This is a genomic window from Lysinibacillus sp. NPDC092081, assembly GCF_044755845.1.
Lineage (GTDB): Bacteria > Bacillota > Bacilli > Bacillales_A > Planococcaceae > Lysinibacillus.
This window is the reverse complement of the sequence record NZ_JBIVRU010000013.1, coordinates 12,150-26,912: the sequence shown is the minus strand read 5'-3', so window position 1 is coordinate 26,912 and position 14,763 is coordinate 12,150. Positions and strand designations below refer to the sequence as shown.

At 37.3% G+C, this 14,763-nt stretch carries 13 protein-coding genes and 1 riboswitch; of the genes, 5 read left to right on the top strand and 8 right to left on the bottom strand.

Annotated elements, in window-relative coordinates:
* Positions 1-276 precede the first annotated feature (276 nt).
* Complete coding sequence (locus ACIQLB_RS17390; RefSeq protein WP_400728388.1) at positions 277-591, top strand: hypothetical protein; 315 nt, start codon at positions 277-279, stop codon at positions 589-591.
* 101 nt (positions 592-692) lie between these two features.
* On the opposite strand, the gene ACIQLB_RS17385 is transcribed toward ACIQLB_RS17390, so the two are convergent.
* From ACIQLB_RS17385 to ACIQLB_RS17375, 3 genes are all read right to left on the bottom strand, one after another.
* Positions 693-2,021 carry an L-cystine transporter gene (locus ACIQLB_RS17385; protein ID WP_400728596.1) on the bottom strand — a complete coding sequence of 443 codons (1,329 nt, stop codon included), beginning with the start codon at positions 2,019-2,021 and terminating at the stop codon, positions 693-695.
* A 376-nt stretch (positions 2,022-2,397) separates the two neighbouring features.
* Positions 2,398-3,354, bottom strand: coding sequence for a GGDEF domain-containing protein (locus ACIQLB_RS17380; RefSeq protein WP_400728385.1), 957 nt, complete (start codon positions 3,352-3,354; stop codon positions 2,398-2,400).
* Complete coding sequence (locus tag ACIQLB_RS17375) at positions 3,314-4,213, bottom strand: EAL domain-containing protein (protein WP_400728382.1); 900 nt, start codon at positions 4,211-4,213, stop codon at positions 3,314-3,316. Before ACIQLB_RS17375 ends, ACIQLB_RS17380 begins: the two co-directional genes overlap by 41 nt.
* A 496-nt stretch (positions 4,214-4,709) precedes the next feature.
* Here ACIQLB_RS17375 and ACIQLB_RS17370 point away from each other — a divergent pair, with 496 nt between their 5' ends.
* The 4 genes from ACIQLB_RS17370 (at position 4,710) to ACIQLB_RS17355 (ending at position 8,701) form a co-directional block, all read left to right on the top strand.
* Complete coding sequence (locus ACIQLB_RS17370; protein ID WP_400728379.1) at positions 4,710-4,895, top strand: hypothetical protein; 186 nt, start codon at positions 4,710-4,712, stop codon at positions 4,893-4,895.
* Positions 4,885-6,303, top strand: coding sequence for an amidase (locus ACIQLB_RS17365; RefSeq protein ID WP_400728376.1), 1,419 nt, complete (start codon positions 4,885-4,887; stop codon positions 6,301-6,303). Before ACIQLB_RS17370 ends, ACIQLB_RS17365 begins: the two co-directional genes overlap by 11 nt.
* Before the next feature lie 253 nt (positions 6,304-6,556).
* A complete protein-coding gene (locus tag ACIQLB_RS17360) occupies positions 6,557-7,717 on the top strand; it encodes a PucR family transcriptional regulator ligand-binding domain-containing protein (RefSeq protein ID WP_400728372.1) in 1,161 nt (386 codons plus the stop codon).
* Positions 7,718-7,819: 102 nt separating this feature from the next.
* Entirely contained in the window at positions 7,820-8,701 is an 882-nt protein-coding gene (locus tag ACIQLB_RS17355; protein WP_400728369.1) for a DMT family transporter, read from the top strand.
* A gap of 44 nt (positions 8,702-8,745) precedes the next feature.
* On the opposite strand, the gene ACIQLB_RS17350 is transcribed toward ACIQLB_RS17355, so the two are convergent.
* From ACIQLB_RS17350 to ACIQLB_RS17330, 5 genes are all read right to left on the bottom strand, one after another.
* Positions 8,746-9,315 carry a YitT family protein gene (locus ACIQLB_RS17350; protein ID WP_400728367.1) on the bottom strand — a complete coding sequence of 190 codons (570 nt, stop codon included), beginning with the start codon at positions 9,313-9,315 and terminating at the stop codon, positions 8,746-8,748.
* 465 nt (positions 9,316-9,780) lie between these two features.
* Positions 9,781-10,302 carry a DUF2179 domain-containing protein gene (locus tag ACIQLB_RS17345; protein WP_400728364.1) on the bottom strand — a complete coding sequence of 174 codons (522 nt, stop codon included), beginning with the start codon at positions 10,300-10,302 and terminating at the stop codon, positions 9,781-9,783.
* Between the two features lie 186 nt (positions 10,303-10,488).
* Positions 10,489-11,787, bottom strand: coding sequence for a nucleobase:cation symporter-2 family protein (locus tag ACIQLB_RS17340; protein ID WP_400728361.1), 1,299 nt, complete (start codon positions 11,785-11,787; stop codon positions 10,489-10,491).
* Positions 11,787-12,371, bottom strand: coding sequence for a xanthine phosphoribosyltransferase (locus ACIQLB_RS17335; RefSeq protein ID WP_400728358.1), 585 nt, complete (start codon positions 12,369-12,371; stop codon positions 11,787-11,789). Before ACIQLB_RS17335 ends, ACIQLB_RS17340 begins: the two co-directional genes overlap by 1 nt.
* Positions 12,372-12,559: 188 nt before the next feature.
* A riboswitch (purine riboswitch) is annotated at positions 12,560-12,661 on the bottom strand.
* 197 nt (positions 12,662-12,858) lie between these two features.
* Positions 12,859-14,682, bottom strand: a complete 1,824-nt coding sequence (locus tag ACIQLB_RS17330) for an APC family permease (protein ID WP_400728355.1) — start codon at positions 14,680-14,682, stop codon at positions 12,859-12,861.
* Positions 14,683-14,763 lie beyond the last annotated feature (81 nt).

Here is a 14,763-nt window from a genome sequence, read left to right as displayed (position 1 = left end):
CGTGTGGTTGATCTCCGTTCCGACTGGGCGCTTTCCTGGGGGCGTCCGATGAGCCGCTTCACTCGCGCTGCTCGCTCCAGGGTCTCGGGCAAACACGATGTTGGTCACGAAGGCGTTATCACAGGATGTGATGCTTTTAGCCTTCGTTCCTCTATTGCTGATCCCCAAGGAGTCGCCCAGTCGAAACGAAGATCAACTTATATAAAAATGATATTCCTTTTTCACGTCTTTTTTTCTACCCTTTAGTGCTAATTTCTAAAAAGGAGTTGCTAACATTTGAGCAAAAAAATAGAAATGGTTCTTGAGTCGTCGCCGGTGAATGTTTCTCATGATACGTACCGTAGAGAGTGTAAATATACACGAGGGATTCATATTGAAGAACAAGAGTTTAAAGCAATTTTGGATGCAATGTGTCACGATTCTCGCTTGTATTTTGATTTCCATAATCCTCGTAGGGAGATTAAAAAAGGAACATATTTAAATGGACACTCTGGGTTAGCGCGTAATATTTATAATTACTATAAAACAAATCACAACATTGCACTGACCGAGATTATAAACGGTAAAGATTTTTATGTAAAAATAATATAAAGGGATGAATTGATTTCATTAAGTGGGTTGTTTCTTACATAACAACTCACTTTTTATATTCAAAAAGAGCTACCCTCAAAATGAGAGTAGCTCCGACTTTATTATAGATCTGATACTTGAGCACCTAATTCTTTATCATTGTACATTTCAGTGTCCAATTCTTTTGTAATACGTGCTGTTGTCACACCAGCAGTCATTGAACCACTGACATTAAGCGCAGTACGGCCCATGTCGATTAATGGCTCAACTGAGATTAATACACCCGCAAGTGCAATCGGTAAATCAAGTGCTGATAATACAAGAATCGCTGCGAATGTCGCACCACCACCGACACCAGCTACACCAAATGAGCTGACTGCTACCACTGCAATAACAGTAATGATAAACACTGGATCGAGTGGATTAATCCCAACTGTCGGTGCAATCATAATCGCTAGCATTGCAGGATAAACACCAGCACAGCCATTTTGGCCAATAGATAGACCAAATGAGCCCGAGAAGTTTGCAATACCCTCAGGTACACCAAGACGACCTGTTTGTGTTTTAATGTTCATTGGTAAAGCACCTGCACTTGAACGTGAAGTGAAGGCAAATAATAATGTTTCCGCAGTTTTCTTTAAGTACGTAAATGGATTTAAACCGCTTAAAGTAAGAATTAATAAGTGTACTATAAACACGATAAATAACGCTACATAAGACGCTACAACAAACTTACCTAAGTTATAGATTGCCCCGAAATCAGATGTTGCAACTGTACGTGCCATAATCGCTAAAATACCATATGGTGTTAAACGTAAGACAATTGTTACAACGCCCATTACTAATGCATAGATGGCATCCAAGCCCTTTTTAATAGTAGCTGCAGTGCCTTCATCCTTACGTGCTACACGTAAGTAAGCAAAACCTAAGAACGCTGAAAAAATTACAACAGCAATTGTTGATGTAGAACGAGCACCTGTTAAATCTAAGAATGGGTTTGCTGGGAATAACTCAATAATTTGAGTTGGTAAATCCGGTGCCGTTAATCCAGAAGTTTTTTCCTCTAAATATGCTCCACGCTCAGTTTCTGCAGCACCTTGCATAATATGAGAAGCATCTAAATCGAATACTGTTGCTGAAAAAATACCAACAGCCGCTGAAACAGCAGTTGTACCGATTAAAATGGCTAAAATAAGAGCTGCCATTCTTCCGAAGTTTTTACCAACCTTCATTTTCGTAAAGGCTATTAAGATGGAAATAAAGATCAATGGCATCGCAACCATTTGTAGCAATTTAACATAGCCAGTACCAATAATATTGTACCAACTTGTTGTTTTAGCTAACACATCAGAATCAATACCATATATTAAATGCAATCCAAGACCAAGTACAATACCTAAGCCTAGAGCAGTAAAAACCCGATTTGAAAACTTAACGTGCTTTTTATTCATGAAATATAAAATTCCAACGAACACGAGTAAAACGGCAACGTTAAGAATAATTTGTAATGTAGACAATGGAAAGCCTCCTAAGAAGTTAATTATAATGTAAATCGAATTATATACCGATAATCCCGATAATTCAAGTAAGTTTTATTAAGATTAGTAATTTCCTAAAGTAAAGCGGCTTATTTCTCTTGATTATGCCCTAAAAACCAAAATTAATAAAAATTGCATGTAGCACAACTGTTATTGAAATTTAACGACAACAAATGGCGCCATCATATAAGTACACCCATCTCTCAGTCGTGAAAAGCGTTCGTAATCAAAAAAGACTATGAACAAGCTCAAATTATTACGAGCTTGCCCACAGTCTGACTTACTTCGTTTAATGAACGAGGTAAGTTTCTTTTTCATGGTCATTAATAAGGTAACAGCTTCCCGAGATTCTTTTACATTGTTTTTTCACACGTGTCACCGCATCTGACAATTGATCAACCGATTCAAATTGCTGATATTGACTAGTAATAACCGCAATGGATAGCGTAGTACAAGATAAAGGCTCTAGTTTACCAGCCCTATTTTGTACTTGTAAGTTTGTTAAATCCCCTACATTATAAAAGCTTAAAATACATGCATCAAACTCATCAATAATCCTTTGACAGATTGGCGCAGCCTCATAATGCGGAAGAATTGCAACGAAATCATCTCCACCAATATGCCCTAAAAAATCTTCTGTACAGACTATATTTCTTTTCAAAATATCTGTTAAATACAGTAAAATTTTATCCCCTTTATTAAAACCGTACGTATCATTGTAAGATTTAAAATGGTCTAAATCAAAATACATTACACTATATTGCGATAGCTGTAATGCTTCCTCTAGCTTATCATCAATTAATTTATTGCCAGGAAGACTACTTAATGGATTTAAAAAACTAGCAATAGCTACTTGTGTGTCTACGAGCTTTAATAGTAGCTCCCGAATACTTACTACACCATAATATAAGTCATTTCTTGTTACAATCACATCATCATATAAGTCCTCTGGAGGTCTAGACATTGCTAACGTACTGACTTCTGTTATAGGTATATTGCGATCTACCATTAAAGGATTTTCTTTAATAATAAGTTGATTATGCCGTCCCATAAATAAATTATAGCCATAACGTGTACCAATTTTTTGATAGAAATGTGTACGTGTAATATGCCCAATTGGTTTGTCATCTCGAACAACAACCACACTACGTAATGACAGATTACTTGTAAAAAGTAAATCCACCTCTTGATTTTTCACAAATTCATCAATACAAGGAACATTCTCTATGACTTCCCCTATCATCATGGTCATCCATCCTTATTTTCCCCAAATGTATTTCCTTTGCGGGTTTCCCTATCGCATAACCTTGCGCATAGTGGATACCAATATTATGTAAATAATGTAGCTCTTCCTGGCGTTCAATACCCTCTGCAATAATTTTCGTCTCAGCCTGCTCTGCGTATCGCATCAGCAATGTAACAAGCTGCTGCTGCTCGCTGTTTTTATCAATAAATTGTATTAAGGAACGGTCTAGTTTAATAAATTCTGGCTTTAAGTAAATTAGCGTTTTCAAGCTATTATAGCCTGACCCCACATCATCCACTGCAATTCGATAGCCCTGTGATCGATAATGCGATAATACACGTTCAAACTCTACAAAATCTACTACTGCACTACGTTCAGTTAGCTCAAACACTACCTGCTGTGGTTTTATGCCAAGCTCCTTTAATAACTGCAAGGTTTCACCACTATGATAGTTCTTATCTAGTAACACATTAGGATGTATATTGACAAATACTAAAAAATCTCTGTTTACCCATTCTCCGTGCAGACGTTCTTTGAAACGCTGTAATGAAAGATTGCGACAAAAGCATTCAAATAAAAATACGCAGTCTGTTTGCCCAACAAATTCATAAAACTGATCGACACTATTAAACAATTCTGAAGGCTCTGGACGATTCAGTGCCTCAAAACCAACCGTTTGCCTCGTCTGTAAATCGACGATAGGCTGAAAATAAGTATGTAAATTCTTGTCCTGAATAATTTGCTTCAATGCTTTTAAACGTTTTATATAGAGCGTATTGTTTTGATGCTGCCCATATAAAAACTTTAAATAAGAAAATAAATTACTTGTTTTTATGCTTTGTCTCACAACAGACTCCATTCTCGCACCTCTTAAATCGCTTATTAGGATCTATTGTACGCTTTCATTGTAAATGCACTGTGAATTTCATGTAAAAAGAGGTGTCTCTAGCACTAGATTTCCTTTTCAACAGTTGACATTGCTCTTTTAAAAGTAATCTTAATTACTTGATAGAGTAGTATATTTTTCACAATATACTATATATTCATTCAATTTATTGCTATATATCGTAAATAGTGTATGCTTGTAATAATAGTATTTTATTACCTTTTATAGAAATTTGTTATTTTTATAGTGAAATAATAACTCATCTCCATACAATAAGGATGACATTTTGTATAAACACTCATAGCGTCACAGATAACCCGGTGCGCAAGTCTCATCGGACTCCAAGAAAGCGCCCAACCGGAACAGAAATCACCCTCACGTTATGGCGATGATTCTTTATAATAAAAGATCTGTTCTTTATAGGGAAACCTATTTAGATAAAAACTATTTTCAAGGGAGGATCCTGTTAATGAGTTTGTCGATTCAACAATTATTGGAGAACCAAGGAATTACACCAAAATCTGAACACCTTGAACTTCTAAAAGCACGGTGGGAAGGTATGCAATCCCTTCGTGGTAATTTAGAAGGCATCGCTATTGATGATGCTGATATCGCTATCCGCAGCATTCCTGGAGGTGACCACATTGACAACTGATTTACACTTAAAATCTGTTGAAGAGTTAGCACCTTTACTTGAAACTAAAAAACTCTCTCCTGTCGAGTTGACGAAAGCAATTTTAGATTTTGCTGAAGAAAGTCAGCCTAAAATTAATTCATACATGGCTTTTTATCGTGAAGAAGCCCTAGCACAAGCGCAAGTGGTAGAAAAAGAAATTTTGAATGGACAGTATCGAGGAATGTATCATGGGATTCCTATCGCATTAAAAGATAATTTGTACTTTAAAGATAAGATAACAACGATGTCATCAAAGATTCATAAGGACTTCGTTTCAAATTATGATGCGACGGTTGTAGAAAAGCTTCGTAATGCCGGTGTTATTTTCACGGGTAAATTAAGCATGCATGAGTACGCATGGGGCATCACGAATAATAACCCTCATTACGGACCCGTTCGCAATCCATGGGATTTAGATAAGATCCCTGGCGGTTCTAGTGGCGGCTCTGGCGCAGCAGTTGCAGCAGGGGCAAGCGTTGCATCATTAGGTACAGATACTGCCGGCTCTATTCGAATCCCTTCATCAGCCTGTGGGATTGTCGGCTTAAAGCCTACTCATGGTCGCGTAAGTAAATATGGCTGCTACCCTCTTGCTTGGAGCTTAGACCATATTGGTCCAATGACAAAGACAGTAAAAGACGCAGCTGGCTTACTTGAGATTATTTCTGGATTTGACCACAGAGACCCTACTTGTACAGACGTTCCAACAGAGAATTATGTACAGCAAATCTCGGGTAATGTGAAGGATTTAGTCATCGGCATCAACGAAGAATATTTCTTTAACCGCGTAGATTCAGATGTAGAAAAGGCTGTTCGAGCAAGTATTCAAAGCTTAGTGAATCAAGGGGCAAAGGTTGAAATCGTTCGTATCCCATCCTTGCAATATGCAGAATGGGCAGAGCTCGTTACTTCCCTTTCGGAGGCAGCTGCAATCCATCATTCCGATTTACAGAAAAGACCACAGGATTTCGGAGATGATATTCGTCTGTTATTTGAACTCGGTGAATTACCGTCTGCAGTTGATTATCTACAGGCTCAACAGGTACGACGACAAATAAAACAAGAGTTCACAAAAATTTTCAATCAGGTTGATGTGCTTATTACCCCTACATTACCTGTAGTGGCAAGTACTGTTGGTGATGACTTTGCATATTTAAATGGTGAAAAAGTTGATTTAATTGATAATATCATTCGATTTACAGGCCCAAGTAACTTAACAGGGTTACCTGCCCTTTCCGTTCCTTGTGGCTTTAAAGGTAATTTACCAGTTGGCCTCCAAATCATTGGACCAGCCTTTAAAGAAGGTCGTATTCTTAACGTTGGTTACGCCATTGAACAAACGAATCCAATGAAAAATAGAAAACCAAATATTTTCGCTAACATCTAATTTTGATAATGTAGAAGAATCTGCTTGCTTTACGGACTTTGTCTGTAGAACTTCAGCAGATTCTTTTTAATTGGTTGGTTTATCAGCGATTCGAGGAACTTTATCAGCGATGTTGGCCAGTTTATCAGCGATTCGAAGTGTTTTATCAGCGATGTTGACCGGTTTATCAGCGATACTTATAGTATTTTACTGACAAGTACTTTTATAATAAGAAATAGAAGCTCAAACACAAGAAAGGGCGCTTGATATCTCAATGAACGTAGAGAACTTTTTACAACTGCCAATTACAAAAGATTTTACAGTCGTTGCTGGTCGCAATGGTTTACATAAACCCGTTCAAAATGTGGAAATTCTAGACTTTGAATTTTCGCCTGATATTCAAACTGTGAGAGAAACGATTTTCACACCGAATAGTGTTGTTTTAAGCAGTTTATTATTCGCAAAGCAAAAGCCAGAATATTTATGGAATGCCGTGAAAAGCCTTTTTGAGCTAGGGGCAAGTGCTTTAGCTTATAAGCCTGTCATCTATGAGGATTTACCAGAGGAAGTGCTAGTCTATGCAGATGAACAAAATTTCCCGATATTGCGATTTGGCGGAGACGAATTTTTTGAAAAGATTATTTTAGAAACGATGGCCTATGCAAAAACACAGGATTATTCATTCTTTTTAGAAACGATTATGCGACGACTTATGGAGGAAGAAGTAACTGATGAACAAATAAAGTCGATATTACAGCAAATCAATAAGCCCTTTGAAAAATATGTATTTGTCGCTAATATTCAAACGCAAGATCATGCAAATAGTAAATGGATGCAATCTCTCTTTCAATTAGAGCCTCTATTGAAATCCGGTATGATATGTACCTATAAAAAGAGTCTCTTTATTTTAATGACCCATTCATCACAACAATTTCAATTTGAAAAATTTCTTAATGAATGGTTGACGATGTATGCAATCTCAACAGAATCAATGACCTTTGGCTATAGTCGTTGTCACGTAACACAAACAGAATTCCCTATTGCAGTTCGTGAAGCCTTTTATGCACGTATCATGGCTGAAATAGAAACGGCTCCTATATGTCGTTATGAGAACCTCGCTTCTGATTGGTTGTTAATAGAATTGCATCGTAAGGACGCTACATTTGCTATGGACTATGTAAATAGCTATCTTGGTCCCCTACTTGAGGAAAAGGTTGATCCGGATTTAATGAGCACAGCAATCACCTATGTCGTAAAACAAGGCAACATTAAGGAAGTAGCAGTGGCTCATTTCTGCCATCCAAACACCATCCGTTATCGTATGTCAAAAATACGTCAGCTAGTAGCACCTTTAGAAAATGATTATGTTTTTTATGAGCGTATAGCTGCAGCCGTTAAATTATACTTATTACATAGCAAAATGAATGGTGAATGACAGCTTTGGAATAAGTACAAAAAAACGCCTGAATTTTTAGAATTACAATCAAACTATTTTCTCCCATCTCATGCTATTCTATTGAAGTTAGGAGGACGAATGATGAAACAATACATAGCTGATGGTATGCTATTAGTCACTGCAATCGTTTGGGGTAGCGGATTTGTAATAACGGCTATTGCATTGGAATATTTAACAGCTTATCAAGTAATGGCAGGTAGATTCTTATTAGCTTCAATTATATTGACAGTCTTATTTGGATATAAATTAAAAAAAGCTTCAAAATCAGTTATCTGGAAAGGTATTTTGTTAGGAAGCATTTTGTATATTGCCTTTGCCCTTCAAACAGTTGGGTTACAATATACAACACCATCTAAAAATGCTTTTTTAACTGCTGTAAATGTCATTATTGTTCCATTAATTGCGTTTGCGGTTTACAAGCGTCGGATAGATGGCTATGAGATGATCGGTTCGATTATAGCTATTGTCGGCATCGGTTTTTTATCATTACAGGGCTCACTGACGATGAATATCGGAGATGCGCTTTCCCTAGCTTGTGCTGTCGCCTTTGCTTTTGATATTTTTTGTACGAACCTATTTGTCCAAAAGGAAGATGCCATTGCTCTTACGATTGTTCAATTTATGACAGCATCTTTTTTAAGTGTCTTGGTCGTAATCAGTCAAGGCGATATCCCAACTAGTCTTGAAAAAGAAGCCATCTATTCAATCATTTATTTAGCCATTTTTTCAACTACTCTCGCCTATCTTTTTCAAAATATTGCGAATCAATATACGTCTGCTACAAAGGCAGCTATTATCCTATCTATGGAATCCTTCTTCGGCATGGTACTATCCGTTATATTCTTACATGAAGTATTAACAAGTCGGATGGTTGTAGGGGCCGTACTGATTTTACTCGCCATATTAATTGCAGAAGTAAAGCCTGCACACCCTAAAAAAAGAATGATGAAAAGCTCTCGATAACGAATGTCAAAATAGTTTCAGTCCTATACTGAAGCTATTTTTTATTAAAAGCGGCTAGTCATGATACTTGTTGTAATCCCTGCTACCAAAATTGTAATAATAGAAAGCAATAAAGTACTAGAAGATAAAAGCAGTCCCCCTATGACGATGACGACTGAATCTATCATAAAAATAAGTATCCCGACATTAATTCCGGTTTTATCACTAAAAAATTGTGCAATCAAATCTGTACCACCAGTGCTTGTCTGAAATCTAAGCATCAAACCAACACCAAAACCCATAAGTACCCCTCCAAATATGGCGCTATAGATGGCATCTACATGAATAAGATTCCGGACGGGCTTTAGTAAATCGATACTAAGAGAATATGCGAATAATCCATGTATACTATTGTAAAAATACGCTCTGTATTTATACCAAGAAATAACAAAAATTGGAATGCTGATAACAATGATCATTAAACCTATTTTAAGCTTATATATATAGTGTAAAATAAGCGCTATTCCTACAACGCCCCCATCTAAAATTTGATAGGGTGTTAAGAATAAATTAATTCCTAATGATACCGCGGCACTTCCTATGAGAATGACCAAGCCTTTCGTAAAAAAATACATACAACACCCCTCCGAGACTTGCATGTTTTTATAGTATGAAAAAATCGATTTGAACATGTTATTGTTCACGTCTGTCGGTGTAATAGTATTAATATTTTTTATCGAGCTCGGTCGCTAAATTTCTCTATAAATTGTGTGAATACAAAAAAATGGATCATCACCAAAACGTGTGGTTGATTTCCGTTCCGACTGGGCGCTTTCCTGGGGGCGTCCGATGAGCCGATTCACTTGTGATGCTCGCTCCAGGGTCTCGGGCCAACATGATGTTGGTCACGAAGGCGTTATCACAGGACGTGATGGTTTTAGCCTTCGTTCCTCTATCGCTAATCCCCAAGGAGTCGCCCAGCCTCCACTCCAATCAACTTATTTACATAGTAGACGTTTTAACAAAGTCATCCACAACTTTTGGCGATGAACCAAAAAATGCCCTTCTGCATATAAACAAAAGGGCAATGTTAGAAAAAACTATTTGCGTTTTACCTTCATGCGATCCAACAAAAATCCACCTTTAAATGATTTGGGCTCGTAAGAAATAATAAAGGCATTCGGTTCATAATGCTCAACAATTTGGAACAATTCTGTCTCGCGATTTCTCTTTGTTAATATTTCATATTTGTAGCGATTACTATCTCGCCCCTCACCAATGTAAATCGTAACTGCAAACCCTTCATTACGAAGAAATTTCACAAGTTCCTCATTCTTATTTTGCGTATTAATGGTCGTATAAACATAGCCTATCGCTAGTTTACGTTCAATTGTTGCCCCTAAAAATATTCCTAACCCAAAGCCAACTGCATAAAAGACCATAGCTAACATACTTTGTTTCCCACTAAAAACAAGTGAAAGGCCAAATACATACACTAACATCTCCAGCATACCGAATATGGCGGCAAGGAAAGTAACGTTCTTCACTAAAAGTATTGTACGTAGCGTTAAAAAAGGAACATAAATTAATTGAAGTATTAAAATCAGAAATATACTTTGCATTTGTAAGAGACCTTTCAAAAAGTAGTTTTATATACTATAAATGTATGTAGAGACATTGACTTACATTCTATTAAAATGTATTTATTCCCTAGATTCCCTACCAATTAAAATTTAAACCTTTGATCCCATAAAAAAAATGCCACCTACTATAAAAGTAGATGGCATTTTGTTGATTATAGAAATCCTTTAAACTTCCCCATGCATAGGGTCTTCCTTATGCTTAGGCCCAATCATGTTGAATAAAATATTAAGAATAATCGCTGTGACAGAACCACAGACGATACCGTTAGATGTTAGAAGAGATACCTTCTCCGGCAGGGCATCGAAAACCCCTGGTACAACTGATACACCGACACCAAGGCTGACTGCAATCGCAGCTATCATGGCGTTTTCTGCTGATTCATTCATAACAGGTACTAGCATGCCCATACCTTGTGTAATAACCATACCGAACATCGCAAGCATTGCCGCACCAAGTACTGATGTTGGAATAATCGTTGTTAATGCTGCGATTTTTGGTAGGAAGCCAAGTGCTACTAGGAAACCACCTGTAATGTAAATGACTTTACGGTCTTTTACGCCCGACATACGCGTAAGTCCCACGTTTTGTGAGAATGTTGTATATGGGAAAGCGTTGAAAATACCGCCGATAACAGAGGCAAGACCTTCAGAACGGTACCCACGTGATAAATCTTTTGAATCTAATTTTTTCTTACAAATATCACTTAGCGCAAAATAAACCCCTGTTGATTCTACTAAAGAAACCATTCCTACAAGCGTCATTGTAATAATCGCAGATGCATTAAATGTTGGCATCCCGAAGTAAAATGGCTGAACCATGTGTAATACGGCAGCATCTGAAACTGGGCTAAAATCAACCTTCCCCATAAATACTCCTAGGATTGTCCCAGCAACTAATCCAGTTAAAATGGAAATTGCACGAATGAAGCCTGTAGAAAAACGATAAACGACTAAAATAATGACCAATGTAATAAACGCTAAAGCTACATTCGAACCGGATGCAAAGTCTTCTGCGCCTTGTCCACCTGCCATATTATTTAAAGCTACTGGTAATAAAGAAATACCGATAATCGACACGACCGAGCCTGTAACAACCGGCGGGAAGAATTTTACTAACTTACCGAAAAAGCCTGCAATAATCATAATGATTATACCTGATGCAATAATAGATCCATAAATATCAGTAATACCTTGTTCGGGATTTGTACCGATTGCAATAATTGGACTAACTGCTGTAAATGTACAGCCTAGTACTACTGGCAAACCAATACCGATAAATTTACCTGAATACACTTGTAAAAGCGTTGCGATCCCACACATCATAATGTCAATCGCTACTAAATACGTCATTTGTGCTGAATCAAAGCCAATTGCCCCACCGATAATCAGTGGCACTAAAATGGCTCCTGCATACATCGCAAGTAAATGTTGAATAGCTAGCGTCGTCGATTTAACGGTATTCATTACGCATTAGCCTCCGCAACAAATGTTACTTTACCATCCTCAAGAGAATCTACAATTGCTAATGATTCCACGCGAACCCCTTGCTGGCGTAATAATTTCCCACCGTCTTGGAAGCCTTTTTCAATAACAATGCCAACACCCACAACATTTGCACCAGCTTGTGCTGCGATATCAAGCAAACCTTTGACAGCTTCCCCATTAGCTAAGAAATCGTCTACAATTAGAATGTTATCATCTTCATTTAAGAAATTACGTGATACTGAAATATCATTTGTTTCATTTTTTGTGAAAGAATGTACTTTTGAAGAATAAAGATTATCTGAAAGTGTTAATGATTTACGTTTACGTGCAAACACTACAGGAGCACCGATTTCAAGCCCTAGCATAACAGATGGTGCGATACCTGAAGATTCGATCGTTAATATTTTTGTAATGACTTGATCAGAGAATCGATTTGCAAACTCATGACCAATTTCCTTCATAAGCATTGGGTCAATTTGATGATTTAAAAATGAATCTACTTTTAATACAGATGAAGATAAAACTTTACCCTCTTGTGTAATCTTGTCGTGTAATAACTTCATTTCCTTGATAGCCTTCTTTCTTATAGTAATAACTCTTTATGAGCGGCTTACATTCCGTTACAGGCGAGCGCCGGAAGCAATGCAAGTAATAAAAAACGCTGAATACTTTGATTCCAATCATCTACGAGTGGAGCAAAGCATTCAGCGTAAAAACGTCGAAACGAATAGAAAACATCTTATATGACGTCTTCTAAAGCATTGCTACCCATAGTCGATTTATTTACGGTAAATCGGTAGAAACTTGCGAGCCATATTCTCGCTATTATATGAGTGAAATAGTATTAAGTTGTAAGAACTTCCTTATCTTCATTACGCCTTAGCGTCATTTCCAAAAATGGCACTTTATTCGGTATGTGCATATATCTCACACTGAATAAAGTCTGTATTTTCGGAATTTACTATCATTCTAGTGAATTTCAATTGTAAACGTTCGTGTTTCACAGTCAACGTAATGATTATATCAGACTATTTTCGAGCTTGCTAGTCATTATTTTGATAAATGGAAGGGCACTGTCATAATGACGATATTTCTGTGAAATAACAGCGAAGCGCGAATTAATAGACTCGATTGATTGTGTAACATATGATGCCAACCTTTTTTCGGTAAAAACTGTGGGATGATAACTGTTACTTGATAGCCTGATTTCGTACATTGATGTTCAACCTTATCAATAAACTTCATCAGCGGCTGTGTAATACTTCGATATGGAGAATAGTATGTTACAAGCCGTATATCTGGCTGCCAAGCTTTCCATTTCTCCTCAAACACTTTTGCATCCTCTTGATCGAATGCCACATAAAAGGCAATAATTTTATCAACGTTTAATGTCTGCGCGTAATGCAATGTGTTTTCGACTACTTTCGTAATACCAGCAACAGGGACAATGAAAATATTACCCTCAACATTCGGTAATTCCACATTATCTAATCTTAGCTGTTCACCAACTGTTTTGTAATGCTGTTTAATACGGTGGAACGTCCAAATAATAATTGGTAAAAAGATAAACACTGGCCATACCTGAGGTAATTTTGTCACAAAAAACATCATGGCTACAATAAAGGAAATGACCGCTCCAATCGTATTAATTGCAAATTTAGCCACCCAACCTTTTGGCTTTTCACGCCACCATTTTCGCATCATGCCAGCCTGCGCTAAAGTAAACGGAATAAACACACCAACTGCATAAAGTGGAATCAAATGCTCTGTTGTTCCACCAAATAAAAAGATTAAAACAATGGCAGCTAAACCAAGCATCATAATGCCATTTGAATAACCAAGTCGATCCCCACGAATTTGGAATATTCTTGGGATAAAACCGTCCTTCGATAAATTGACAGCCAGTAAAGGAAAGGCCGAATAACCTGTATTTGCAGCAAGTACTAATATCATCGCTGTTGTTCCTTGTACTATATAATAAAAAATATTACGACCTACACTTGCCTCCGCAATTTGTGAGACAACCGTTTCTTTCGCATTTGGAGCAACACCATAAAAATATGCTAAACTCACAATACCGATAAATAGCACTGCTAAAATACCGCCCATAGCCAGTAATGTTTTAGACGCATTTTTCGGCGCTGGATCTCTAAAATTAGGAATAGCATTTGAAATGGCTTCAACACCAGTCAAAGCTGAGCTTCCCGATGCAAATGCTTTTAATAAGATAAATAGACTAATACCCGCAACTGGTGTACCAACCTTTGGATGCAAATCTGCTGGAACTTGCCCTGTTACTACGTTATAAGCCCCTACCCCGATTAACATCAGAATCACGATCACAAACAAATAAACGGGATACGCTAAAATGGATGCAGATTCTGTGACACCACGTAGGTTTAAAATCGTTAAACATATAACAAAAAACACAGCGATTACAACGTTATATGAATGCAGACTTGGAAATGCCGATGTAATGGCATCTGTTCCAGCCGATACACTTACAGCAACTGTTAAAATATAATCGACAAGCAATGATCCACCTGCGACTAGACCTGCATTGACACCTAAATTTTCCCGAGAAACTACATATGCTCCACCACCATGTGGATACGCATAAATAACCTGACGGTACGAGAAAATAAGTGCTGTCAGTAACACAACTACCCCAGCAGCAATCGGTAGAGAATACCAAAAGGCAACCGTACTTACTGTCATGAGTACAATTAAAATTTGCTCAGGTCCATACGCTACTGATGACAAAGCATCAGACGATAGTATGGCAAGTGCTTTTGTTTTACTAAGCTTTTGTTCCCCTAACACATCAGATCTCAATGGTTTACCGATAATAAAACGTTTTAATGAGGATTTCATTTTCTACACCTTCTAGTTTCATAGAATGTGTTTCACATTTCTAAATCGATTACACTTTTGCATAATCGGTTTTCTGTCCAT

What these genes read in the sequence shown, in the direction of transcription:
- ACIQLB_RS17385 (WP_400728596.1), bottom strand. Translation starts at nt 2,021, where the DNA reads ATGAATAAAAAGCACGTTAAGTTTTCAAATCGGGTTTTTACTGCTCTA.
- ACIQLB_RS17380 (WP_400728385.1), bottom strand. Translation starts at nt 3,354, where the DNA reads ATGATGATAGGGGAAGTCATAGAGAATGTTCCTTGTATTGATGAATTT.
- ACIQLB_RS17370 (WP_400728379.1), top strand. Translation starts at nt 4,710, where the DNA reads ATGAGTTTGTCGATTCAACAATTATTGGAGAACCAAGGAATTACACCA.
- ACIQLB_RS17335 (WP_400728358.1), bottom strand. Translation starts at nt 12,371, where the DNA reads ATGAAGTTATTACACGACAAGATTACACAAGAGGGTAAAGTTTTATCT.
- ACIQLB_RS17375 (WP_400728382.1), bottom strand. Translation starts at nt 4,213, where the DNA reads ATGGAGTCTGTTGTGAGACAAAGCATAAAAACAAGTAATTTATTTTCT.
- ACIQLB_RS17345 (WP_400728364.1), bottom strand. Translation starts at nt 10,302, where the DNA reads ATGCAAAGTATATTTCTGATTTTAATACTTCAATTAATTTATGTTCCT.
- ACIQLB_RS17350 (WP_400728367.1), bottom strand. Translation starts at nt 9,315, where the DNA reads ATGTATTTTTTTACGAAAGGCTTGGTCATTCTCATAGGAAGTGCCGCG.
- ACIQLB_RS17330 (WP_400728355.1), bottom strand. Translation starts at nt 14,682, where the DNA reads ATGAAATCCTCATTAAAACGTTTTATTATCGGTAAACCATTGAGATCT.
- ACIQLB_RS17355 (WP_400728369.1), top strand. Translation starts at nt 7,820, where the DNA reads ATGAAACAATACATAGCTGATGGTATGCTATTAGTCACTGCAATCGTT.
- ACIQLB_RS17360 (WP_400728372.1), top strand. Translation starts at nt 6,557, where the DNA reads ATGAACGTAGAGAACTTTTTACAACTGCCAATTACAAAAGATTTTACA.
- ACIQLB_RS17340 (WP_400728361.1), bottom strand. Translation starts at nt 11,787, where the DNA reads ATGAATACCGTTAAATCGACGACGCTAGCTATTCAACATTTACTTGCG.